Source organism: Kitasatospora cystarginea (genome assembly GCF_039533515.1).
GTDB classification, from domain to species: Bacteria; Actinomycetota; Actinomycetes; order Streptomycetales; family Streptomycetaceae; genus Kitasatospora; species Kitasatospora cystarginea.
On sequence record NZ_BAAATR010000004.1, the window covers coordinates 258,759 to 281,654 of the forward strand.

The 22,896-nt window shown below is 71.8% G+C and carries 21 protein-coding genes and 1 pseudogene; 11 read left to right on the forward strand and 11 right to left on the reverse strand.

What is annotated here, in order from left to right; genetic code table 11:
* The first annotated feature begins 182 nt into the window (after nt 1–182).
* Complete coding sequence (locus ABD369_RS06885) at nt 183–605, forward strand: hypothetical protein (protein WP_344635323.1); 423 nt, start codon at nt 183–185, stop codon at nt 603–605.
* Nucleotides 606–710: 105 nt separating this feature from the next.
* Here ABD369_RS06885 and ABD369_RS06890 read toward each other — a convergent pair whose 3' ends face one another.
* Entirely contained in the window at nt 711–3,557 is a 2,847-nt protein-coding gene (locus ABD369_RS06890) for an AfsR/SARP family transcriptional regulator (RefSeq protein ID WP_344635324.1), read from the reverse strand.
* A gap of 525 nt (nt 3,558–4,082) precedes the next feature.
* Here ABD369_RS06890 and ABD369_RS06895 point away from each other — a divergent pair.
* From ABD369_RS06895 to ABD369_RS06915, 5 genes are all read left to right on the forward strand, one after another.
* The gene (locus ABD369_RS06895; protein ID WP_344635325.1) at nt 4,083–4,595 is read left to right on the forward strand and encodes a hypothetical protein; all 513 of its coding nucleotides are present in this window, start codon (nt 4,083–4,085) and stop codon (nt 4,593–4,595) included.
* A 277-nt stretch (nt 4,596–4,872) separates the two neighbouring features.
* Nucleotides 4,873–5,385 carry a hypothetical protein gene (locus tag ABD369_RS06900; RefSeq protein ID WP_344635326.1) on the forward strand — a complete coding sequence of 171 codons (513 nt, stop codon included), beginning with the start codon at nt 4,873–4,875 and terminating at the stop codon, nt 5,383–5,385.
* A 250-nt stretch (nt 5,386–5,635) separates the two neighbouring features.
* The gene (glnII, locus tag ABD369_RS06905) at nt 5,636–6,658 is read left to right on the forward strand and encodes a glutamine synthetase (RefSeq protein ID WP_344635327.1); all 1,023 of its coding nucleotides are present in this window, start codon (nt 5,636–5,638) and stop codon (nt 6,656–6,658) included.
* 137 nt (nt 6,659–6,795) lie between these two features.
* Complete coding sequence (locus tag ABD369_RS06910) at nt 6,796–7,446, forward strand: HAD family hydrolase (protein WP_344635328.1); 651 nt, start codon at nt 6,796–6,798, stop codon at nt 7,444–7,446.
* 76 nt (nt 7,447–7,522) lie between these two features.
* The gene (locus ABD369_RS06915) at nt 7,523–8,656 is read left to right on the forward strand and encodes a M48 family metallopeptidase (RefSeq protein WP_344635329.1); all 1,134 of its coding nucleotides are present in this window, start codon (nt 7,523–7,525) and stop codon (nt 8,654–8,656) included.
* Nucleotides 8,657–8,743: 87 nt separating this feature from the next.
* On the opposite strand, the gene cobC is transcribed toward ABD369_RS06915, so the two are convergent.
* Nucleotides 8,744–10,210, reverse strand: a complete 1,467-nt coding sequence (cobC, locus tag ABD369_RS06920; RefSeq protein ID WP_344635330.1) for an Rv2231c family histidinol phosphate aminotransferase CobC — start codon at nt 10,208–10,210, stop codon at nt 8,744–8,746.
* Between the two features lie 321 nt (nt 10,211–10,531).
* Between cobC and ABD369_RS06925 the strand changes: the two are divergent.
* Together ABD369_RS06925 and ABD369_RS06930 are read left to right on the forward strand one after the other, a co-directional pair.
* Nucleotides 10,532–10,684 (forward strand): annotated as a pseudogene (locus tag ABD369_RS06925) (cupin); the annotation flags it as partial.
* Between the two features lie 234 nt (nt 10,685–10,918).
* Nucleotides 10,919–12,040: a threonine aldolase family protein gene (locus ABD369_RS06930; protein WP_344635331.1), complete on the forward strand. Its 1,122-nt coding sequence runs from the start codon at nt 10,919–10,921 to the stop codon at nt 12,038–12,040.
* A gap of 58 nt (nt 12,041–12,098) precedes the next feature.
* Here ABD369_RS06930 and ABD369_RS06935 read toward each other — a convergent pair whose 3' ends face one another.
* Nucleotides 12,099–12,818, reverse strand: coding sequence for a GbsR/MarR family transcriptional regulator (locus tag ABD369_RS06935; protein ID WP_344635332.1), 720 nt, complete (start codon nt 12,816–12,818; stop codon nt 12,099–12,101).
* A 223-nt stretch (nt 12,819–13,041) separates the two neighbouring features.
* Here ABD369_RS06935 and ABD369_RS06940 point away from each other — a divergent pair, with 223 nt between their 5' ends.
* Entirely contained in the window at nt 13,042–14,226 is a 1,185-nt protein-coding gene (locus ABD369_RS06940) for a serine hydrolase domain-containing protein (protein WP_344635333.1), read from the forward strand.
* Nucleotides 14,227–14,311: 85 nt separating this feature from the next.
* On the opposite strand, the gene ABD369_RS06945 is transcribed toward ABD369_RS06940, so the two are convergent.
* From ABD369_RS06945 to cynR, 4 genes are all read right to left on the reverse strand, one after another.
* The gene (locus ABD369_RS06945; protein ID WP_344635334.1) at nt 14,312–15,568 is read right to left on the reverse strand and encodes a hypothetical protein; all 1,257 of its coding nucleotides are present in this window, start codon (nt 15,566–15,568) and stop codon (nt 14,312–14,314) included.
* Nucleotides 15,569–15,612: 44 nt separating this feature from the next.
* Nucleotides 15,613–16,119 (reverse strand): hypothetical protein, encoded by a 507-nt coding sequence (locus ABD369_RS06950; RefSeq protein ID WP_344635335.1) that lies wholly within the window; start codon nt 16,117–16,119, stop codon nt 15,613–15,615.
* Entirely contained in the window at nt 16,106–16,612 is a 507-nt protein-coding gene (locus tag ABD369_RS06955; protein ID WP_344635336.1) for a SigE family RNA polymerase sigma factor, read from the reverse strand. Before ABD369_RS06955 ends, ABD369_RS06950 begins: the two co-directional genes overlap by 14 nt.
* Nucleotides 16,613–16,839: 227 nt before the next feature.
* Nucleotides 16,840–17,742: a transcriptional regulator CynR gene (cynR, locus tag ABD369_RS06960; protein WP_344635337.1), complete on the reverse strand. Its 903-nt coding sequence runs from the start codon at nt 17,740–17,742 to the stop codon at nt 16,840–16,842.
* Between the two features lie 122 nt (nt 17,743–17,864).
* Here cynR and ABD369_RS06965 point away from each other — a divergent pair, with 122 nt between their 5' ends.
* Nucleotides 17,865–18,452 carry a carbonic anhydrase gene (locus ABD369_RS06965; RefSeq protein ID WP_344635338.1) on the forward strand — a complete coding sequence of 196 codons (588 nt, stop codon included), beginning with the start codon at nt 17,865–17,867 and terminating at the stop codon, nt 18,450–18,452.
* A gap of 100 nt (nt 18,453–18,552) precedes the next feature.
* The gene (gene cynS / locus ABD369_RS06970; RefSeq protein ID WP_344635339.1) at nt 18,553–19,023 is read left to right on the forward strand and encodes a cyanase; all 471 of its coding nucleotides are present in this window, start codon (nt 18,553–18,555) and stop codon (nt 19,021–19,023) included.
* Between the two features lie 86 nt (nt 19,024–19,109).
* Here the strand turns inward: cynS and ABD369_RS06975 are convergent, their stop codons facing one another.
* The 4 genes from ABD369_RS06975 to ABD369_RS06990 all read right to left on the reverse strand — a co-directional run bounded on the left by ABD369_RS06975 (nt 19,110) and on the right by ABD369_RS06990 (nt 22,805).
* The gene (locus ABD369_RS06975; protein ID WP_344635340.1) at nt 19,110–20,252 is read right to left on the reverse strand and encodes a serine hydrolase domain-containing protein; all 1,143 of its coding nucleotides are present in this window, start codon (nt 20,250–20,252) and stop codon (nt 19,110–19,112) included.
* A 187-nt stretch (nt 20,253–20,439) separates the two neighbouring features.
* Entirely contained in the window at nt 20,440–21,567 is a 1,128-nt protein-coding gene (locus tag ABD369_RS06980; RefSeq protein WP_344635341.1) for a hypothetical protein, read from the reverse strand.
* 44 nt (nt 21,568–21,611) lie between these two features.
* Nucleotides 21,612–21,956, reverse strand: coding sequence for a hypothetical protein (locus ABD369_RS06985; protein WP_344635342.1), 345 nt, complete (start codon nt 21,954–21,956; stop codon nt 21,612–21,614).
* Nucleotides 21,957–22,043: 87 nt separating this feature from the next.
* Nucleotides 22,044–22,805, reverse strand: coding sequence for an MBL fold metallo-hydrolase (locus ABD369_RS06990; protein ID WP_344635343.1), 762 nt, complete (start codon nt 22,803–22,805; stop codon nt 22,044–22,046).
* Nucleotides 22,806–22,896 lie beyond the last annotated feature (91 nt).

Sequence of the window (22,896 nt, forward strand, 5' to 3'; positions counted from 1 at the left end):
AGAGGCATCGGCGGCACAGCGTCCGCCCACCATCCAACCGTTCTGCCGCGCACCGGCGATGAGCAGCGAAGCGGCACGTCGAAGGGACACTCGTGATACTCAGTAAGCCCGGTGCCTCCAGGGCGCGCAGGCGCCTGGGGCGCGTCGCCATGGTGTGCGCCGCGGCCGCCGGTGCGCTCGCAATGACCGCCACTACTGCGATGGCCGATGCGTCGGTCGCGACGTTCACCCTCGCCCAGCCCGACTGGCAGGCCGGCGGCTCTGGGGCAGGCTCGAACAACCTTCTGACGGGACTGTACCTCCTGGCCGACGGCAATCTGGTGCTCTACGGCTATGACGGGGAGGACCAGTATCCGCTGTGGGCCTCGGGCACGAGCGGGAAGGGCGTGACGACCCTGGACTGGTCGAAGTCCGGATACGTCAAGCTGATGAACTCCTCCGGCCACATCGTCTGCACCATGGGAGCCCTGAACCCGGCGCCGGGCGGCCACGCCGAGATCAGGGACGACGGCAACTTCGTGTTCTACGACGTCAACGGGAACGCCACCTGGTCCACCGGCACCGCCGGTCACCACCGGGGCAACATGAACTACTGCTACACCTGATCGCACCTGGCCGGCCGCAGGACTCACGCGGTACGCGACGGGGTCCTCCTGTAGACCGGGAAGGCGGGACCGCCGCATCGCTGCGGCGGTCCCGCCCTCCCGGGCTCAACGTCCGGCGCGGTCATCGGCTCCGGGCTCGTCCGAGGGATCGAGCGACCGCAGTCCCGTGAGACTGTCGGTGATCACGCGTGCGGCGCCGATCTGACGGGCGAGTGCGAGAGCACGAGTCCAACTGTCCCTGGCCGCCTCCAGGTTCCCGGAGCCGGCGTGGGCCCGGGCGATCGTCTCAAGGGTGTCCGCCGTGCCGGAGTGGTCTTCGAGGTCTTCGGTGATGGTGAGCGCCTCGTCGAGCGCCGCGAGGGCCTCCTGTTGCCGCCCGAGGCACCGAAGGGTGTCGCCGAGGTTGATCAGGGTGGCAGCGACCGGCCCGGGGAGACGGTCGCGCCGGAACTCTTCCAGGACCCGCCGGTAGATGGGCTCTGCGGTGCCGGCGTGCCCGGCCTTCAGGTACAGGCCCGCAAGTCCGTGGAGAGCCAGCATGTTGTCGCGGCCGGTGGCTTCTCGGTACAGATCGATCGAGCGCTCGGCGGCGTCGAAGGCTTCATCACGGCGCCCGAGTTCGTCGAGGAGCAGCGACTTGTTGCCCAGGACTGCGGCAAGGCCGCGCAGGTCTCCGTTGGAGCGGTGCAGTTCCTCTGCCGCGTTCAAGTGGGTCAGGCAGTCCTCGTACCGGCCGGTCAGGCCATGACTGGCGGCCAGCAGGTTGTGCAGGTCGGCCTCCGCCTTGCGGTTCTCGTGGGCGCGGGCAGTGGCGAGCGCGTCGGTGACGACGGCCTCCCAGTGGCCGTCCCACCAGTAGCTGTTCCCGTAGCCCCGCAGCATGGTGGCGATCGAGTAGGCGAAGTGGGGCAGGCCGTAGTCGCCGGCTCGCTGGACGACGCACCTGACGGCAGGCATCTCCCGGCGCAGCCAGGCCAGGGCGTGCTCAGCCGACGTGAGTTCGGGCAGCGGGGAGGAGGCAGGCAGCAGCTCGACCTCTGCCTCGCTTCCGTAAGCCCAGCAGAGCGAGTCGGCACGGTGGACGGCGGCCGTGTACCAAGTGAGCAGGCGGCCGACGGCGGCGTTCCGGGCCTCTGCGGTCTCCCGGGAGCGGGCGAGTTCGGCCGCGTACTCGGCCACCAGGTGGTGGAGCTGGTAGGTGTTCGCCGCCGGTGACTGGAGGATCTGGGCATCGACCAGAACATCGAGCAGGTCGAGCGCGACGTCGACCTGCTCGCCGAGGAGGGCCGCAGCGGCTTCGAGGGACAGCGGGTGGCCCGACCACAGTCCCAGGCGGTGGAAGGCGCGGGCGGCATCCACCTCCACCTGGCGGCCGCTGTCCAGCAGGGCCTGGTAGCTCATCGCGAACACGGTGCGCACCGAGGTGTCGTCGACGGAAAGGAGCTCGAGCCGACGAGGAGGATCGGCCAGCCGGTCGGCGATGACCTGCAGTGGCCAGTTGGGGCGGTTGGCGATGCGGGCCGCGGCGAGGCGCAGCGCCAGGGGCAGGCCGCCGCAGGCGGCGAGAATGCGCTGGGTGGCGTCGGGTTCAGCGGTGACCCGGTCCGGGCCGCAGACCGAGGCCAGCAGCTCATGCCCTTCCGACCCGAGCGGTTCCAGAGAGATGTGCGTGCCGTCGAGGCGGCCGACCAGGGCGCGACGGCTGGTCACGATCACGGCACACCGGCTGCCTCCGGGGATCAGCGGGGCGACCTGGGTGCTGTCGACGGCGTTGTCGAGGAGCAGGAGTACGCGGCGCTCAGCGAGGGTGGCCCGGAACAGGGCGGCCCGATCGTCGGCGTGGTCGGGCAAGTCCGGTCCGGGGATACCGAGATCGACGAGGAACCGTGCCAGTAGTTCCTGCGGCTCGCGAGGCGGCGAGGCGGCGAAGCCGTTGAGGTCGGCGTACAGCTGCCCGTCCGGGTAGTCGGCCCGCAGGGCGTCGGCCGCGTGTATGGCCAGGGCGGTCTTCCCGACACCGCCCATGCCGGAGATGACCACGGTCGCGGCGGTGTCGCCGCCGCCCCGGAGGCCGAGACCGCTCGGTGTTGCCAGCGCGGCGGTCACAAGCTCCAACTCGCGCCGGCGGCCGACGAATCCGCTGACGGGTCGCGGCAGCTGGGACGGAATGCCGGCGGGCCGACTCTCCCGCCCCGGGTGGCCTGCGGCGGATCGGTCCGCGGCGAGGAGAGTCTGGTAGGCGTCCTGCACGAGGCGGCCGGGGTCGACTCCGAGTTCCTCGGCGAGGGCCTCCCTCAGCGCCCGGTGGACCTCGAGGGCGTCAGCGGTGCGGCCGCTACCGTGCAGAGCCAGCATCAGTTGGCGGTGGAACGCCTCGTGCAGCGGGTAGTCGGCCGCGATCAGTGCCAGCTCGGCCCCCATCTCCTGGTGCCGGCCCAAATGGAGCCCGGCCTCGAAGCGGCACTCCAGAGCCTGCAGCCGCAGCTCCAGGAGACGGGCAGCCTCAGAACAGTCGATCAGAGCAGGCACGTCCGCGAACGGCCGGCCCCGCCACAGCGCCACCGCAGCATCCGACTCGGACTCGACCGCCGGCCAGTCCTGCCGCCGCTGAGCGGCCCGAGCCCGTTGGACATGGACAGCGAAGAGCTGACTGTCCAGTTCCGCGTCGCGAACCTCCAGCAGGTAGCCAGGCGCAATCGCCCGGAGCCGCTGAGCAAGCCGGGGCCCCAGACACCTGCGCAGCCCGGCGGAGTGGTTGTGCAACGAGGAGACAGCGGTCGGCGGCGGCTCGTCTCCCCACAGGACCTCTTGCAGCCGGTCGAGGGATACGACCTGGTTGGGCTGCAGCAGCAGGGCCCCCAAAAGCAGCCGCACCTTCGGGCCCGGGACGCTGCGCCGCTCTGGGCCGTCCCACACCGACAGAGGCCCGAGCAGCCCGAATCGAGTCTCCAAACCATCCCCCCAGGAGCGCCGGCAGCTCAGGTCCCATGTTGGTCCGAGCACAGACCACCCCCGCCCGATTATAGGCAGCCGCGAGACGGACCCAGGGATCGGCTCAGCGGCCGCTGAACTGCCGAAATCGACGCGCAGGCCAGCATGTGGGACCTCCGCGTTCACCCACGGCGAAGGGTCTGCCTGAAAGTTGGCTCATGCAGGATTCTCGTAACCGGCGAGTGCTTCAACGCGCCTCTGATGCTGCTGGGTTGACCGCGCGTGCCAGCGTGGTGGCGCCTGTTGCCGCGCTGGAGAAGTTGCTGCCGCAGGTGGCGGCGGTGCAGGTCGATCGGCGCCCATCGCACCCACCGCACCCACCGCGGTGAACGTCGCACCTTCCTCCGGGCCGGTCGTCGTCCGGTTTCCACCCGCAGTACCGTGGCGAGACGGAGTTGTTACACCGGTTCGCCACGCTGGCCGGGTGATCGGGCGCGCCAGGAAGGGCGCGGCCCTGTGGGCAAATCCGTGAAAGGACGCCAGAAGATGCGTGGCATACGTGGAACGGTCCGCCGGCTCGCCGTCACGGCGATGGCCGCCCTCACCCTCGGCGGCGGGCTGACGTTCGCCACCGCCGGCCCGGCCGCGGCTGGCGGCTGGGGCTGCTCCGGCAGCGAGGTGAGCGGCTCGCCGTACGCGGTGAAGGACGACAACGGCAACGTGTTCAGCTGGGCGCACCTGTACTACGACTCGTCAAGTGGCCAGAACTGCGCCGTCAACGTGAAGGTGCCCGCTCTCTCCGGCACGCCGAGCTGGACCTACGTCCACCTGGCGACCTGTGCGGAGACGTCCCCGGGCAACTGCACGTCCACCCAGGCCGACGACGACCCGACGGACTTCAGTAAGCGCTACAGCCAGTACGCCGGGCCGGTCCGCGTCAACGCCCAGGGCCACTGCGTCAGCCTGTGGGCGGAGACCTACGACAACGACACCTCCAACCGCATCCACGCCTGGTACTGGAGCGGCCAGTTCGCCCCCGAGGCCTTCCACTGCGGCTGACACCGCCCTCCGGTCGCGTTCGAACCGCGGTGGCCTGCGCCGCCGCCGAAGCACGGAGGAAGCCGGCGGGTGCGCCACCGCCCTCCTCCCTCGGGTCCCGCAGCACGGCAGACCCGACGTGTGGGGTGAGCTCCTCCGGGTCGGCTGTCGTCCGGTTTCCACCCGCAGTACCGTGGTGAGACGGAGTTGTTACACCGGTTCGCCACGCTGGCCGGGTGATCGGGCGCGCCAGGAAGGGCGCGGCCCTGTGGGCAAATCCGTGAAAGGACGCCAGAAGATGCGTGGCATACGTGGAACGGTCCGCCGGCTCGCCGTCACGGCGATGGCGGCCCTCACCCTCGGCGGCGGGCTGACGTTCGCCACCGCCGGCCCGGCCGCGGCTGGCGGCTGGGGCTGCTCCGGCAGCGAGGTGAGCGGCTCGCCGTACGCGGTGAAGGACGACAACGGCAACGTGTTCAGCTGGGCGCACCTGTACTACGACTCGTCAAGTGGCCAGAACTGCGCCGTCAACGTGAAGGTGCCCGCTCTCTCCGGCACGCCGAGCCACACCTACGTCAACCTGGAGGCCTGCGCGGAGACGTCCCCGGCGAGCAACTGCACGCGCACCGCGATCGACCAGGACCCGACGGACAGCAGGCTCTACAGCCAGTTCGCCGGGCCGGTCCGCGTCAACGCCCAGGGCCACTGCATCAGCCTGTGGGCGGAGACCTTCGACAACGACACCCCCGATCGCAACCACGCGTGGTACTGGAGCGGCCGGTTCGGCAACGCGGCCTTCCACTGCGGCTGACACCGCCCTTTGGTGGGCGCATGCCCTGGCAGCTGGGCGAACGTGGCCCCGGAGTGCGGTTCGAGCGCTCCGGGGCACCGCTCTGTGCGCGCCGGGGCACCGGGCCCGCGGCGGCCTGGCACTGCCGGTGTGTGAGCGTGCCACTGCGGACGGTTGGTTCACATGGGCGTTACATAGGAAAAACAACCGGGAAACGGCGGCTTGCAACAGTACGCAGGCACCCACCACCCAAGCAGTGAGGTACCCCGCGATGGCGATCAAGGCCGAGTACATCTGGATCGACGGCACCAAGCCGACGGCCAAGCTCCGTTCCAAGACTCGTGTTCTGGCCAACGCGGACAAGATCCCCACCTGGGGCTTCGACGGTTCCTCCACCAACCAGGCCGAGGGCCACGCCTCGGACCGCGTGCTGGAGCCGGTCAAGGTCGTGAAGGACCCGATCCGCGGCGGTGACAACATCCTGGTCCTGTGCGAGGTCCTGGAGACCGACGGCACCCCGCACGAGTCCAACACCCGTGCGCTGCTCCGTGAGGTGGCCGAGAAGTTCGCCGCGCAGGAGGCGATCTTCGGCATCGAGCAGGAGTACACCTTCTTCAAGGGCTCCCGCCCGCTCGGCTTCCCCGAGGGCGGCTTCCCGGCCCCGCAGGGCGGCTACTACTGCGGCGTCGGCGCCGAGGAGGTCTTCGGCCGCGAGATCGTCGAGCTGCACCTGGACCGCTGCATCGAGGCCGGCCTGGCCATCTGCGGCATCAACGCCGAGGTCATGCCCGGCCAGTGGGAGTTCCAGATCGGCCCGGTCGACGCCCTGACCGTCTCCGACGACCTGTGGATCGGCCGCTACCTGCTGTACCGCACCGCCGAGGAGTTCGGCATCGACGCCACCCTGGACGCGAAGCCGGCCCGTGGCGACTGGAACGGTGCGGGCGCGCACACCAACTTCTCCACCAAGGCGATGCGCGAGGGCTACGACGCGATCATCACCGCCTGCGAGTCGCTCGGCGAGAGCCAGGAGAAGGTCCTGGAGCACGTCACCCAGTACGGTGCCGACATCGAGTCCCGCCTCACCGGCAAGCACGAGACCGCCCCGTGGAACGTCTACAGCTACGGTGTCTCCGACCGCGGTGCCTCGGTCCGCATCCCGTGGCAGGTCGAGGTCGAGAAGAAGGGCTACATCGAGGACCGCCGCCCGAACGCCAACGTCGACCCGTACGTGGTGACCCGCCTGCTGGTCAACACCTGCTGCTCCGCCCTGGAGAAGGCCGGCCAGGTCTGATCCGGCCCCAGCCGACACTGCCCGCCGGGCGTCTCTCCCCCCACGACGGAGACGCCCGGCGGGTTCTTTTCGTCCTGCCTCTTCCGCAGTCGGATACGACGGTGACTCCGCAGTCCCAACTCCCCTATCCTGCGGGAATGATCAAGCCGATTGAACTCGTCATCTTCGACTGCGACGGGGTGCTGGTCGACAGCGAGCGCATCGCCGTGCGCGTGCACGTCACCCTGGGCGCGGAGCTGGGCTGGCCGCTGACCGAAGCCGAGGTGATCAGCCGGTTCGTCGGACGCTCGAGCCGGTCCATCGGCGAGCAGATCGCCGACCGGCTCGGCCGGGAGACGGCCGACACCTGGGAGGAGCGGTTCGTGGAACTGCACCGGGAGGCGGTGGACGCCGGACTCTCCCCGGTCGAGGGGCTGCCCGAGGCGCTCGAGGAGATCACCCTGCCGGTGTGCGTCGCCTCCAGCGGCTCCCACGAGAAGATGCGCCACACCCTCGGCCACACCGGCCTCTACGAGCGCTTCGCGGGCCGCGTCTTCAGCGCCACCGAGGTCTCCCGCGGCAAGCCGGCCCCGGACCTGTTCCTGCACGCCGCCCGGCAGTCGGGCGTCGACCCCGCGGCGTGCGTCGTGGTCGAGGACAGCCGGTACGGCGTCGAGGCGGCCCGCGCCGCCGGCATGCGCTCGCTCGGCTACGCCGGAGGGCTCACCCCCGCCGACTGGCTGGAAGGCCCCGGCACCGTCGTCTTCCACGACATGCGCGAACTCCCGCTCCTCCTCGCCGAGCTGTAACCCGCCACCGGCCCCGGGACAGCCTCCGGCCAGGGACACCCTCCGCTACGGCACCCGGCGCTTCTACGCTTGCGCCATGGACGACTTCACTCCGGAGCAGGTGGCCCGAGGCCGGGAACTGCGCCGCGCCCAGCTGCCGTGGGCCCTCGGCGGCCGGATCGCCGGGCTGCTCTGCACCCTCGCCCTCGGCCTCACCCCGGCCGGAGCCGGACTGGTCACGGCGGCGGGCTCAGTCCTAGGCGGCTCGCGCACCGCGCGGGTGCTGGCCGGCGCCGCCGCCCTGGTGCTGATCGGGCAGCTGCTGCAACTCCCGTTCGGCGCCGGGGTCCGGGTGGTACGGCGCCGCTACGGCCTGGTCACCCAGGGCTGGGCCGGCTGGGCCGTGGACGCGCTGCGCGGGCTCGGGCTCACCCTGCTGCTCGGACTGCCGGTGGTGTACGGGCTGTACGCGCTCACCGATCGCTCCCCGCACGGCTGGTGGCTGCCCGCCGCCGGTTTCGCCGCGCTGCTCACCACCACCCTGTCCTTCCTGTATCCGCTGCTGATCGAACCGGTCTTCAACCGCTTCACCCCGATGCCGGAGGGCCCGCTCCGCACCGCTCTGCTCGACCTGGCCGCTCGCGACGCGATCCGGGTCAAGGAGGTGCTGGTCGCCGACGCCTCCCGCCGCACCACCGCCCTCAACGCGTACGTCTCCGGCTTCGGCGCCACCCGGCGGATCGTCGCCTACGACACGCTCCTGTCCGCCGCCGAGCCACGCGAGGTCGAGCTGGTGGTGGCCCATGAGCTGGGACACGTCAAACACCGGGACGTGCTCACCGGGACGGTCCTGGGCGCGCTGGGCGCGGCCGTCGCGGTCGCCCTGATGGGGCTGCTCGCCGACCGGTCCGTGCTGCTCACGGCCGCCGGCGCCGCGGACGCGGCCGACCCGCGTTCGCTGCCGCTGCTGGCTGCCTGTGCCGCGCTGATCGGTGCCGCAGCCGGGCCGCTGCAGTGCGCGGTGAGCCGCCGGGTCGAGACCCGGGCCGACCGGCACGCGCTCGAACTCACTTCGGACCCCGAGCAGTTCATCGCCATGCAGCGCCGCCTCGCGGTCACCAACGTCTCCGACGTCGACCCGCCCCGGCTGCTGGAACTCCTCTTCGCCACCCACCCCAGCGCCACCCGGCGGATCGCCGCCGCCCGTGCCTGGCGGCCCGCCCCGGCGTGACGCCACGGCCACCCGGGGCGCGACGCCCGCCGAAGTGGCCGAGAGGTGACGGCGGTTGACGTCAGTCGGCGATCCGCCGCACGGCCCTCAGCCCTCGATGGCGGTGGCGAGCGCGGCGAGGAAGCGGTCGGTGGTGGCCTCGTCCCGTACCGCGATCCGCAGCCAGTCGGGACCGAGGCCGGGGAAGGTGTCGCCGCGCCGCACCGCGAAGGCGGCCGCGCGCAGCCGTTCGCGGACCGCCGCCGCGCCGGGCAGTTCGATCAGCACGAAGGAGGCGGCCGGCTCGCCGTGCACCCGGACGCCGGGGAACGCGGCGAGGCCCCCCAGCAGGTGGGTGCGCTGCTCGGCGGTGGTGCGCGCGGCCTGCTCGGCCTCGGCGAGCGCGGCGGGCGCGCTGCACACCTCGGCGGCGACCAGCGCGGGAGTGGAGACCGGCCAGAGCGGCTGGGCGGCGGCGAGTTCGGCGACCAGGCCGGCCGGGCCGAGCACATAACCGATCCGCAGTCCCGCCAGCCCCCAGGTCTTGGTCAGACTGCGCAGCACCACCACGCGGCCGGGCAGGTCGCGGAACCCGGGCCCGGCCAGCGACTCGGTCTCACCCGGGACGGTGTCCATGAACGCCTCGTCGACCACCAGCGTCCGCCCGGGCCGGGCGAGCGCGGCCACTCCGGCGGCCGGGTGGAGCACGGATGTCGGATTGGTCGGATTGCCGAGCACCACCAGGTCGGCCTCCTCGGGCACCGCACCCGGCGTGAGCCGGAACCCCTCGGCGGGCGAGAGGACCGCCCGGTGGACGGTGATCCCGGCGTCGCGCAGGGCGGCCTCCGGTTCGGTGAACTGAGGGTGCACGACCGCGGCATGGCGCGGTTTCAGGACGCGGGCGAGCAGGACGAAAGCCTCGGCCGCACCCGAGGTCAGCAGCACCTCGTCCACCGGCCGCCGGTGCCGGGCGGCGACGGCGGCCCGGGCCGCGCTCTGCTCGGGGTAGGCCGCGAGATCGCCGAGGGTGGCGGCCAGCCGCTCGCGGAGCCAGGACGGCGGCGTGCCGGTACGGACGTTGACGGCCAGGTCGACCAGTCCGGCGCTTCGCACCTCGGCGTCGCCGTGGTGGCGGAGATCGGGCTCGATGGTCATCACGTCGTGGCTCCTGGCGGAAGGGGGCGGTGGGGTGGCTCGCGGCGAGGACTGTCGGACGACCGCCGCGGTGGCCCGGGCGGACTTGCGCTTGGGGACCAGCAGTTCGCCGTCGGGCGCGGAGAGCAGGGCTGCCGCCTCCGCGACGCTCGGCGTACCGGCCGCGGCCAGCACGGAGGAGGACGGATGCGGAACGGGGACGGCGGCCAGCGCCTCGGCCTCATGGCCGACCAGCGGCACCCGCAACTCCCGGGCCGCCGTCAGCAGGCCGGGCTCCTCGGCCTTGCCGCGTACGGTGGCCAGTTGGGCGATCCGGTCACGTCCGAGGCCGGTCTCGGCCAAGACGGCGTCGATCAGGCCGAGCACCTCGCCGGCCGCCACCCCCCGGCTCGCCCCCACCCCCACGACCAGGTCCCGCACTCGAACACCCCCGGTGATCCCGTCTGCCCCATCAGCCCCGGAATCCCACCACGGCCCCGATGAGCAGGTCAATCGTTTGATCGGTGACCGAGACCCGGCGGGGGCGACGGGCCGTCCGCAGCGGATCGCGAGCCCGCCGGATCGGGGCCGGGGCGGCGGACTGCCGAGTGTGTCGACGATCGCGCGGCAGGCCGGGGCGCCCGAACGGGAGAATGGGGCGCCCCGGCCGCGTCGTCGGCTACAGGTCGTCGGCTAGAGGTCGAGCTGGTACCCGAGCGACCGGTGGGTCGGCCGGTAGCCGAGGGCATCGTTGATGGCCCGGGCGCGGAGGAGATGGTGCGACTGCCGGCGGGCAGCGCCGTGATCGTCCCCCGCGGTCGCTGGCACCGCCTGGAACTGGACGGTCCCAGCGACCTGATGTCGATCACCCTTCGCGACGGCACCCGCCTCGAAAGGCGCACCGACGCCCGGTGAGCGGAAGGTGGCCCGGTAGACCCGCTGCCGGGCCACCGCCGCTCCGCGAGTTCGCGATCCGTAATGTCGGCGGGGGTGGGGCGCCGGGGAACCAGGTGTCCCACTCCTCCCGTGCCGCCGCCCATGTCGGCCGGATCCCGCTCAGGTTCTGCCTGCACGACCGGGGTCAGCCCAGGGGTCTTCGCCTGCGAAAAGTGTTTGGCCCGGCTGACCTGTCGAGCCGAGAATCGCCGGGTGAGCGATGATCAGAGCACTGCCAATGATCAACAGCGGCGCCGCGCGGCCCGCAGGGCCTGCAAGCGGTTTCTCTCCGGCGAGCGTTCCGCCAGCATCCGGGAGCGGCTGACCGAACTCGCCGCCCTGGACGGGCTGGACGTCGAGCCCGACATCTACGGCGGCGACGGCCCGGTGCAGCAGCTGGAGGAGCGGACCGCCGCGCTGCTGGGCAAGGAGGACGCGGTCTTCTTCCCCACCGGCACCATGGCCCAGCAGGTCGCGCTGCGCTACGGCGCGGAGCTGACCGGCCGTTCGGCCGTCGCACTCCACCCGCTCAGCCATCTGGAGCGGCACGAGCGGCACGCCTACGCCCAGCTCACCGGTCTGCGCGGCCTGTGGCCCACCACCGAGCAGCGGCAGCCGACCACCGAGGAACTCGGCGCGCTGGGCGAGCCGTTCGGCACCCTGGCGGTCGAACTCCCGCTGCGCGACCCCGGCTATCTGCTGCCGAGCTGGGAAGAGTTGGTCGAGCTCACCGAGGCGGCCCGCGCGACCGGTGCCCGGGTGCACTTCGACGGTGCCCGACTGTGGAACACGACAACCCATTTCGGCAAGCCGCTTGACGAGATATCGGCGCTCGCCGACAGCGTCTACGTTTCCTTCTACAAGGACCTCCGCGGCATCAGCGGTGCTGCACTGGCCGGCGACGCGGCGCTCACCGCCTACGCCCGCACCTGGCGCCACCGCTACGGCGGCACGCTCTTCCAGCAGTGGCCGGCCGCGCTTGCCGCGCTGGCGGGTCTGGATACCCTCCTGTCCGAGCTACCCGCCTTCGCCCGTCACGCCGCGACCCTCGCCCCGGCCCTGGCCGCGCTCCCCGGTGCCCGGATCCACCCCGTCGTCCCGCCCACCCACGAGTTCCAGCTCTGGCTCCCGCACCCCGCAAAGGCCCTGAACGCGGCCCACTTGGCCCTCGCCGAGCAGGAGCGGACCTGGTTCGTCTCGCACTGGAGCGATGCCGCACCCGGCCTGGCGATGGCGGAGGTGAGTCTCACCGGCCCGGCGCTGGAGTGGACGGCAGACGAGGTGACCGACATCGGGCTGCGCTTCCTGGAGCTGGCGGCCGGTTCCGCATATTAGGAGCGAAGAACGCGCTCGCGCAGAGGGGTGAAGCCGGCGCGGCCGAACATGTGTCGCTTCAGGACGAGGCTGAGCCGCTCTCCTCGTGCCACTGCCGGACGGTCCGCACGATGTCCTGGCCGATCCGGTCCAGCAACGCGGCCGCGCCGTCCATCCGGGCGCCAGCGGGCGTGGCGGGGCCGAGCAGTTCGGCGCCGTGGCGGGCGATTCCGGCGAGCATCGCGTTCCGTTCGGCGCTGGCCAGCAGAGCGCGGTACCAGACGTCGTCGTCGATGACGTACCGCTCGCGGCGCTGCCGTTCGTCGCGCTCCCGGCGGACCAGCGCCTGGCCCTCCAGGTAGCCGATCGCCTTCGAGACGGAGGCCGGGCTGACCCGCAGCCGTTGCACCAGTTCGCCGGCCGTCACGCTGCCGTCGTCGGTGACGTGGAGGCAGGCGAGCACCCGGGCCACCATCCGGGGCATGCCGCTGTGCACCAGCAACTCGGCCAGTTGGTCGGCGAATTCGCGTACGGCGGCAGGGTCTCGGTCTGCGGCGCCAGGGGCTGCGACGGCCGTGTGCGAGGCCGCCGTGGTATGGCTGCGGCGGGAGCGCTGGACGGTCGCGCGCTGGGCGTGGTCGGCGCGGTAGCCGGACGGACCGCCGTTGCGGGCGATCTCGCGGGTGACGGTCGATGTCGGCCGCCCGAGGCCGCGGGCGATCTCGCCGTAGCCGAGTCCCTCGGCCAGGCCGGTGGCGATCCGGCGGCGGTCCTGCTGGGTCAGTCTGGCTCCGGGCATCCGTCCTCGTTTCCTCGCGATCGCCAGGACAGTATCCGTCCGGCATGGAGGTTGTTGCAATGGAGATGGGTTGGTGTTGCATTTGCCAGCAGGCCCATTGCAAGGAAATCCATGCCTCTATCTGCAGATCTGCAGTACAGGCGCAGAGTTGATGTTGACGGACTTGTGAATCCACGGGACAGTTCTTCCCGGAACGCGAAACACAACCAAGGGGGAACACGCCATGAGGATCACCACCCGCGCCACCGTCACCGCCCTGCTCGCCGGGGCCGTGCTCACCGCCACCGCCGCCACGCCGGCGTTCGCCGATCAGGCCGAGCAGGGCGGCCACCCGGGCGTGCAGACCGTCCTCGACCGGGCCGTGACGGAAGGCGGAGTGCCCGGCATCGTCGCCGAGGTCCGGGACGGCCACCGCAACTGGTTCGGCAGCGCCGGCGTCGCCGACACCGCCACCGGGCGGGCCCGCCACGCGCACGACCGGTTCCGGATCGGCAGCACCACCAAGACCTTCGTGGCCACTGTCCTGCTCCAGCTCGCCGCCGAGGGCCGGCTGAGCCTCGACGACAGCGTCGAGCACTGGTTGCCCGGCGTCGTCGACGGCCCCGGTTACGAGCCCGACCGGATCACCGTCCGACAACTGCTCAACCACACCAGCGGCATCTACAACTTCGCGGTGGACGAGAAGGTCATCGACGAGAACAAGGGCACCCCCTTCCTGCAGCACCGCTTCGACCGCTACACCCCCGAGGAGCTCGTCCGGATCGCCATGGCCCACCAGCCCGACTTCGCCCCCGGTGCCGGCTGGACGTACTCCGACACCAACTACGTCCTCGCCGGGATGATCGTCGAACGGGCCACCGGCAGCACCCTCGCCGAGCAGATCGAGCGGCGGATCGTCACTCCGCTCGGCCTGACCGGCACCTACACGCCCGCCCCCGACGACGTCACCATCCACGGGCCGCACGGACGCGGGTACTCCCACCTCTGGGACCTCGACCCGAACGCCCCCGCCTACGACGTCACCGAGCTGAGCCCGTCCTGGGGCTGGGCGTCCGGCGACATGATCTCCACCGCCCCCGACCTCGCCACCTTCTTCGGCGCGCTGCTGGGCGGACGGCTGTTGCCGCCCGCCCAGCAGGAGGAGATGTTCACGATGATCCCGACGCCCAAGGGCAAGTGGATCGACAACGCGACCTACGGCCTGGGCGTCAGCTCGATCAAGCTGGACTGCGGCGCCACCGTCTGGGGCATGGGCGGTGCCATCAACGGCTCGTGGAGCTACACCTACGGCACCCGGGACGGCCGGCACCTGCTCGCCACCAACGTCAACGGCGACTGGGTGAAGGGCAGTGGGCCGATCACGGTGTTCACCGACGAGCTGTCGGCGGAGTTCTGCCCCGCCTCGTGACGCGCCGGACGGCCGCTACGAGACGTCCGGACGCGGTCCGCAACACGCGGTCGTACGCCTGCGGCGCGAGGAAGCCCCCGCCCGCTCAGATCGCATAGTGCCAAGTGGTGAGCATGTAGGCGCCGTACCAGCAGCCGAACAGCGCCGAGGCGGCCAGGACGAGGGCGCGGGTGGCGGGGCGAGCCTTGGCGAGTGCGGTGGCGGTGGGGATGAGGAAGATCAGGGCGGGGGTGAGCAGGCGGAGCTTGCAGTGGTAGTAGTTGCTCTGCCCGAGGGTGAGCACGATGATCACCGCGCCGTGGACGAGCAGGGGCGGCCAGGTGGTGCGCCGGCAGGCGAGCAGTGCGGCGAGGAGATGGGCGAGCAGGAGCACGGCGACGCTGACCGGGACCCAGCCCTCGCCGGAGTGCAGGGTCTCGGTGAGGAACTGCCACAGGGAGCTGCCCCGGTCCCAGTGGGTTCCCCAGCCGGCTTCCTGGATGGTGAACCAGGCGTCGACCGGGCCGACGCGCTCCGCGACCCACCACAGATAGCCCGGGGTGCTGGTGCAGGCCAGCAGGGTGGCGGCGATGGGCCGCCAGGAGAGCCGCCGCTCGCGGCGCAGCTGGATGAGGGCGGCCAGGGCGAGGGCGGCGACGACGGCGACGCCGACGGGCCGGGTCAGGCCGGTCAGGAAGGCGCAGCAGCCGGCGGTGAGCCAGGCCCGGCGGTGGGCGGCGAGGAGGGTGGCCGCGGCGAGGGCGAGGAACAGGGACTCGCTGTAGGCCATGAAGAACGTGATCGACATGGGCTGCGCAGCGGCGAGCAGAACGATGCCCACGGTGGCGGTGCGCCGGGTGTACAAGCGGGTCAGGAGTTGGTGCACGATCAACAGCGCGGCGATGGTGGCCAGTTGGGCGGCGACGATCGCCGCTGTGCCCCAGCCGAGGCCGGTCACGGCGTGAACGGCGCGGACCGCCAGCGGGTAGAGCGGGAAGAACGCCAGGTTGTTGCCGGTGAGTTCGCCGTCCGGGGTGTAGGTGAAGCCGTGCGGGTAACCCTCGGCGGCTATCTGGGTGTAGAGCCGTCCGTCCCACGCCTGGAGCCGGTCGCTGACCGCGGGCCCGTGCGGGGGGATCATGGCGGACAGCAGTACCAGGTGCAGCACGAGTGCCGCCGTGTACACGGCGAGGGCGGGCCGGGCCGCGTACCAGGCCCGCCGCGGCGCGGCGGGTCCCAGCGGGGTACGGGCCGGGTCGGCCCTGCGCGGTGCGGCCGGGGGCGCGGCTGGCGGTGCGGCGATGGCCGGTGCCGGGAGCCGGCCGGTCAGGCGGACATGGTCGTGCAGGGACGGACTGGGCATGAACGTCCTGGTTCGTCGGAGGGGTTCGGGGCCGCCGGGGCGGGTCAGCGCGGTGGGATGCCGGCGGTGGGACTGGTGGTCGGGGGCGGGCTGGTGGTCGGGGGCGGGCTGGTGGTCGGGGGCGGGCTGGAGATCGGGGGCAGGCTGGTGGTCGGGGGCGGGCTGGAGATCGAGGGCTCGCGGGAGGGCGTTGATCCGCCCGGCTGTGTCGGTGTGGCGGTGCGGGACGGAGAGGGAGGGCTCGGGTTCGCGCTGGCCTGCTCCGTCGGAGTGGGGCTGGGGAAGGCGGTCCCGGTGGAGGGTGAAGTCCCGGCCGGAGCAATGGGGTTGACGGTGCGGACGGGATTGCCGCCGGGGGTGAGGGAGATCGTCAGGACCGCGGCGGCGGTGCACAGGCAGGCGGCGCCGGCCATGGCGGCGGCCACCCGTCGCCGGTGACGCCTTCTGCCGAAGGCGGCGATCCGCGCCGCGGGGACGACCTCGGTCCGCGCGGCGGCCTCCGCCGCGGCAGCGCGCAGCAGGGCGGCGACGCGCTCATCACTGGGAGTCATCGGCGTTCTCCTCGGTGTGGGAGGGTTCGCCCAGGTGCTGGGCCAGGGCGGCCCGTGCTCGGGACAGGTGGGCCTTGACGGTGCCGGTGGCCATCCCGGTCTCCGTGGCGATCTGCGCCACGGGCAGGTCGCAGACGTAGAACAGGGCGGCGCACAGGCGTTGCCTGGGCGGGAGCCGCTGCAGCGCGGCGGTCAGGTCGACGGTGTCCGGGACGGGGCCGGCGACCTGCGGGGCGTCGCCGTGGCGCAGCCAGGCCTGGGCCGCGGTCCGTGTGCGCCGCCAGCGACTGACCGCCAGCCGCCAGGCCACCGTACGGACCCAGGCCTCCGGTGCCGCCTCGCGGTCCAGCCGCTTGCGCCGGCTCCACGCCCGCATGAACGCTTCCTGCACGACGTCCTGCGCCTCGTGCAGGTCACCGGTCATCAGATACAGCTGGCCGGTGAGCCGGCGGACCGAGTGTGTGTAGAACCCGGTGAACTCCTCCTCGGTCAACGGTCGGCTCCTTGAAAGATCGGCTACTCGAACTCCCTACGTTCGGCCGCGCGGGTCTGGTTGACATGGAGAGACGCAGATCACACCGGGCATGGTGGATGTGGTCGGCTGGGCCCCGTGCGGACCGCCTGAACAGCGGTGGTGTAGCTGCCGTTGAGAGCGGCGACCGGCGGCCGGCGGCTCGGGCCAGGGCCGAGTCGCGGGGTGAGCCCAGCGGGGTGCGACGGTCAGGCCGGGGCGTAGCCGCGGGCGCGGACCAGGTCCTCGGTGAGGCGGGTGAAGGTACGGGCGGCGGCGCTCTGGTAGGCGTTCTCGCGGCGTAGCAGGGCGACGGTCCGCGCGGGCAGGGCGGGTTCGAGGGGGACGGGCGCCAGGTGGGGGTGGTCGTGGGTGACCGCGTCGGGCAGGACGGTGGCCATCGGTGTGCGCTGGACGATCTCGGTGAGGGCCTGGATGGAGTTGGCCTCGACGGCGATACGGGGGCTGACCCGGTGGCGGTCGAAGTAGGCGTCGATGTGGCTGCGGGTGGCGAAGTCGCCGCTCAGCAGGGCAAGTTGGTAGTCAGTCAGCTCGTGGACGGACAGTGGTGCGGCCGGGCGGGCGTCGGGGCGCGGGCCGGTCACGAGGCTGAGGGTCTCGGTGAACAGGGCGGCCTGGGCGATGCCCGGCAGGTGGGGGCCGTCGAAGGCGATGCCGAGGTCGAGGTCGTCGGAGAGCAGCGCCGACTCGATGCGGTCCTGGGTCATCTCCCTGATCTCCAGGGTGATGCCGGGGTGGCGGCCGTGCAGTTCGGCGGTGAGCGGACCAACCAGGTAGGCGGTGAACGTGGGGGTGAGCGCGAGGCGCAGGTGGCCGCGGGAGAGGTCCTGCACGTCGTGGAGGGCGCGCTCGGCGGCGGCCAGGTCGCGCAGGGCGCGGCGGGCGTAGTGGAGGTAGGCGGCGCCGGCGTCGGTGGGCCGTACGGTGCGGCCGGTGCGGTCCAGCAGCTGTACGCCGACGGTGCGTTCCAGCTGCCTGATCTGCTGGGAGAGGGTGGGCTGGGAGATGTGCAGCTCTTCGGCGGCGCGGGTGAAGTTGCCGTGTTCCGCGACGGCGAGCAGATAGCGCAGATGACGCAGTTCCAGGGCCATGCGTCAACCATAGATGACATCACTGGTATCTATCGACAGCAAGTCTTGGACGCTATAGCAACAGGTCGTGCATGGTGGATTCAGCCGGCCCCACAGGGCGGCGCCCACCGAAGGGAGTGACCGTGCCAGACCTGGCAGCAGGACTCGCGCGCTTTAGGCGCGAGGTCTTCCCGGCCAAGGCGGAGCTCTTCGCCCGCCTGGCGGACACCCACCGGCCGACGACGCTGTTCATCGGCTGCTCCGACGCCCGCGTGGTGCCGGAGCTGATCACCGGCAGCGAGCCGGGCGAACTGTTCGTCATCCGCACCGCCGGCAACCTCGTCCCGGCTCATGCGCCCGGCCCGGACGGCGTCGCGGCCGGCATCGAGTACGCCCTCGCCGTCCTGGGCGTCATGGACATCGTCGTCTGCGGGCACTCCGCCTGCGGCGCGATGACCGCCCTGGCCGAAGGCCATGACCTGGGCGCCCTGCCGGCGATCGTCGGCTGGCTGCGCCACGCGGACGCCGCCCTGGCCCGCGCCGCCGGTGCCGGGGTGGACGCGCTGGTGCGCGCCAACGTCCGCGCGCAGCTGGTGAATCTGGCCACCCACCCGTCGGTGGCCCGCGCCCTGGCGGAGCGGAAGGTCACCCTGCACGGCTGGGTCTACGACATCCCCACCGGCGCGGTCGCCGTCCTCGACGCCGACGGTGTCCCCGGCCTGGCGGCCTGACTCCCGCCCTCCCCGTGATCAGGGGCAGTCCCGTCTCGCGGGGCACCCGAACCTGCCGCTCCGGCCCGCGGACCGGCATACCAGAAAGGACCAACTTCCCATGGTGCACGCACAGTTCGACCCCGCCGCCCGCCAAGCGCTGGCCGTCGTCGCCGTCGAGGCCAAGATCCGCCGGGACCTGACCTGGCAGCAGATCGCCGACACCGCCGGTCTGTCGGTCGCCTTCACCACCGCCGCCGTGCTCGGCCAGCACGCCCTGCCGGAGGAGTCCGCCCGGGCCGTCGCCGAGCTGCTGGGCCTGGACGAGGACGCGGTGATGCTGCTGCGGACCGTCCCCACCCGTGGCTCGATCCCCGGCGGCATCCCGACCGACCCGACCATCTACCGCTTCTACGAGATGCTCCAGGTCTACGGCACCACCCTCAAGGCCCTGGTCCACGAGCAGTTCGGCGACGGCATCATCTCGGCGATCAACTTCAAGCTGGACGTGAAGAAGGTCGCCGACCCCGAGGGCGGCGAGCGTGCGGTGATCACGCTCGACGGCAAGTACCTGCCGACCAAGCCCTTCTGATCCGGGCTCGTCCGGGACGTATCGGATCGACGGGCTCAACAGGCGGTCCCTCGCCGGTCCTCGGGGGCCGGCGAGGGCCGTACGCCTCAGCCCAGGCACTCCCGTACGGCCGCGACGAGCTGCTTGGCCCGGGCGTCACCGTAGCCGACCATCCGGTTGGCGACGTAGCCGAAGCCCACCCCGAACTCGTCGTCCCCGAAGGCGAACTGGCCGCCCGCGCCGTCGTTGCCGAAGCTGCGCGGGCCGAGCATGGGCCGGAACCGGGGTGCGTCCAGCAGGAAGCCCGCACCCCAGCGGGCGCCCAGGTCAGGGAAGCCCGACCAGGAGGGGCCGGCCGACAGCTCCCGCAACGCGTCCGTGACGGTGTCCGTCGTGAGCAGCCGGGCCGAGCCGTCGACTCCGGTCGCGGCGGCGGCGTACAGCGCGGCCAGGCCGCTCGCGGAGGAGACCGCGCCCGCCCCGGGGAACTCGGCGGTGAGCAGCGCGGGGTCGTTCCAGCCGCGGGGCTGGTCGAGGCCGGGGAAGACGAGTGCGCCGTTCATGGTCACGATGCGCATGATCAGGGTCTCGGGGCCGGGCATCGGCGGACGCCCCTCGGCCTCGGCCAGCCGGGCCAGCCGCTCGAGTTCGTCCTGCGGCAGGCCGATCCAGGTCCGCAGCCCCAGCACGTCACCGACGGTCTTGCGGAAGTAGGCACCCGGGGTGAGCCCGGTGATCCGCCGGATGAGCTCGCCGATCAGGAAGCCGAAGACGTGCCCGTGGTACTCGTGGGCCGCACCCGGCTCCCACAGCGGCTGCTGCTCCTCGATCGCGTGGACCACCGGGGTCCACTCGGTGATCTCCTCGAAGCTCAGCACGCGGTCGAGCGCGGGGAGGCCGGCGCGGTGCCCGAGCACCATCCGCGGCGTGATCGCCTCCTTGCCGTTCCGCGCGAACTCGGGCCAGTAGCGGGCCACCGGGGCGTCGAGGTCCAGCCGCCCCTCCTGTGCGAGCAGGTGGGCGCAGATGCTGACGAGGCCCTTGGCGCAGGAGAAGACCGGCGCGATCGTGTCCTCGGTCCAGGGCCGGCCGTCGCGCTCGTCCGCGATCCCGCCCCACAGGTCGACGACCTTGCGTCCGCCGGCGAACACGGTTACGGCCGCGCCGAGTTCGCCGTGCTCGGCGAAGTTCCGGGCGAACGCGTCCGCGACCGCCCCGAACCGCTCGTCGGCCCATCCGCTGTACTCCACTGTTCTCTTCCCTCCCCATCGCGCTGCCGCCCGCACGGGCGACGACGCCGCGTCAGCCGTGGACCGGGCCACGGTATGCGGCCCGGTCCGCTGGCTCCAGCGAATTTGTGCAGACAGGGCCCCTCGCGGAACACCGCGAGGGGCCCTGTGTCCGGCTGGGGCCGGTCAGGCTGCTACCGTCCGGCGATCAGGACACGCCATTGCGGCGGTAGGGCAGGTACCGCTGGTCGTTGTGGTAGTAGGGGTACGGAATCACGTGCGAGACACAGCCCTGGCTGCCGCTGTCCTCGATCGCGATGTACTGGGTGTGGGACGCGTCGGCCCAGCCGCCGAAGATGACGGTGTGGTCGCCCATGATCATCGCGTCGCCCGGCTGCAGGTCGTCCTTGCCGATGCGGTGCGAGATGCTGGACGACATCAGGCCGTAGGTGTCCAGGCCGGGACCGGGCAGGCCCCAGGCGCAGGAGACCAGACCCGAGCAGTCCACCCGGTAGCCGTTGGTCTCGGCGCCCTGGCTGTAACCGAGCTTGTGCTCGGCGCGCTCCAGGGCGCGCTCCACGATGCCGCGGCGGTCGGCGGAGAGCCCGTCGAGGTTGGGCCGGTCGACGACGCCGGCGCCCTCGCCGTTCTTCGGGTGCAGGTGCGAGTGGCTGTTCGCCGGCCAGTCCTCCCAGCTGCTGGAGCCGTTGATGAAGTGGGTGCTCCAGTCGCCGCGACTGTGGTCCTTGATCTCACCGCCGTCGTGCAGGCCGCCGGGGCCGCCCGCGTCGCCGGTGCCGCCGCCACCGTCGCCGATGTGGCCGCCGCCACCCCCGCCACCGCCGCCACCACCGGTGTGGCCACCGCCACCGCCGCCACCACCGGTGTGGCCACCGCCGCCACCGCCACCGCCGCCACTGCCGCCACCGACCCCGTCGGTCCCGGTGTGCGGGGACTTCGGCTTCTCGTGGCTCTCCTGCTTCTTCTTCAGCTCATCCGCGATCTTCTGCTCGGCCTGCTGGTACTGGGAGATCACCTGCTTGATCTTCTGCTCGTCCTCGGCGAGATCCGAGGTGAGCTTCTTCTTGGCCGCCTCCAACTGCTCGGCCTTGTCCTTGATGGCCTTGACGCGGTGCGCGACGTTGGCCGCGACCGCGATGAAGTTCCCGACGCCGAACGGCGCGCCGGCCGCGACGTCCATCGAGGCCGCGTTCTCGACGGCCGCCTTGATGGCCGCGACCTGCTGGCTCATCTCGGTCATCCGATGGGTGATCTTCTGGAAGTCACTCTGGATCTTGGCCAGCTCCTGCAGCTGGTATCCGAACTGGTCGCCCACGGGGCGGTACTCCTTCGTGCGGTGTGGATGTGGACGCGGGCGGATCAGAACGCGTCGGCGAGGCCCTTGATCTCCTTGCCCAGATCTCCGAGTTCGTCGGCCACGGTGTTCAGCTCCTTGACCCGGCCCTGGGCGTGCGCGATGAAGGCGTCAGCTGCCGCTCCGTGCCAGGTGAGCTGGCTCAGCGCGGTGTTGATCTCCTTGCCGAGCGCCTCCACCTCGTGGCTCATCTCCTCGAGCTGGGCGGCGTACTTGTTCAGTTCGGCGTCAGGGTCGCCGAACATCTTGGTCAGCACCCAGTGCGCGATCTTGGTAGGGGCCCAGAAGACGTCCTCGGCGACGTGCACCGCCGAGCTGCCCAGATCCTTGACGTCGTCCCACAATCCCACAGCCGCTCCCCCATGAGTTCTACTTACAGGCTGATAGTCGGTCAAAAGGCTAGCCGACCTGGACCGAGCCGGGGATACCCAGGCCGCTCAGTGTCCGTGCTGCCCGGCGGTGCGGCGCAGGTAGCCGCCGGCCAGCTCGCGGAGCCGGGCACGGTCGAAGCTGCGCCCGTGGCCCGGGTGGACGACGGACACGTCCAGCTGCGCGAGGAACTCCATGGTGCGCCGGTAGGAGGGCACGTCGGACTCGGGCAGGTCGTCGATGAGGTGCCCGCTGTACACCACGTCGCCGGAGTACAGCACCCCGGTGCGTTCCTCCAGCAGGGCGATGCAGCCGGGCGTGTGACCGGGCAGGTGGAGCACGGTCAGGGTGCGGCGGCCCAGGTCGATCCGGTCGCCGTCCTGGAGCCGGCGGGTCAGGGCTACCGGCTCGACCCGGTACGTCCGGGGGTCGTAGCCGGGGTGCGGCAGGGTCTTGACCAGCAGCTCGGGGACGGGCTCTCCCGCTGCGTCGATGCCGAGCAGCCGGTAGAGCTCGGCGCCGTACAGGCTCGCCGGGACACCCTCCGCCAGCAGCGGGGCCGCCGCGGTGTGCGCGGCCCGCTCGCGGAACTCGTGTGCTCCGCCGACGTGGTCCAGGTGTGCGTGGGTGAGGACCGCCAGCGGATCCCGCTCGAACAGTTGCGGGATCTCCCGGCGCAGAGAAACCACACCGAGGCCGGTGTCCACCACGATGTCACGGTCCGATCCGTGCAACCACCACAGATTCGCGGACAGCAGCGGGTCGACGTGCGGCTCGGTGATGCGGACGACTCCATCGGCTGTCTCGTACCGCTCGTACCAGTTGTCCATGCCGATCGAGTCTGCCGGACGCCGCGAGCCGACCGGAGGGCCGGTCCGGGACCGGCCGGAAATCGCAGGTGGGGCGGCCGGGCCGGCTGCC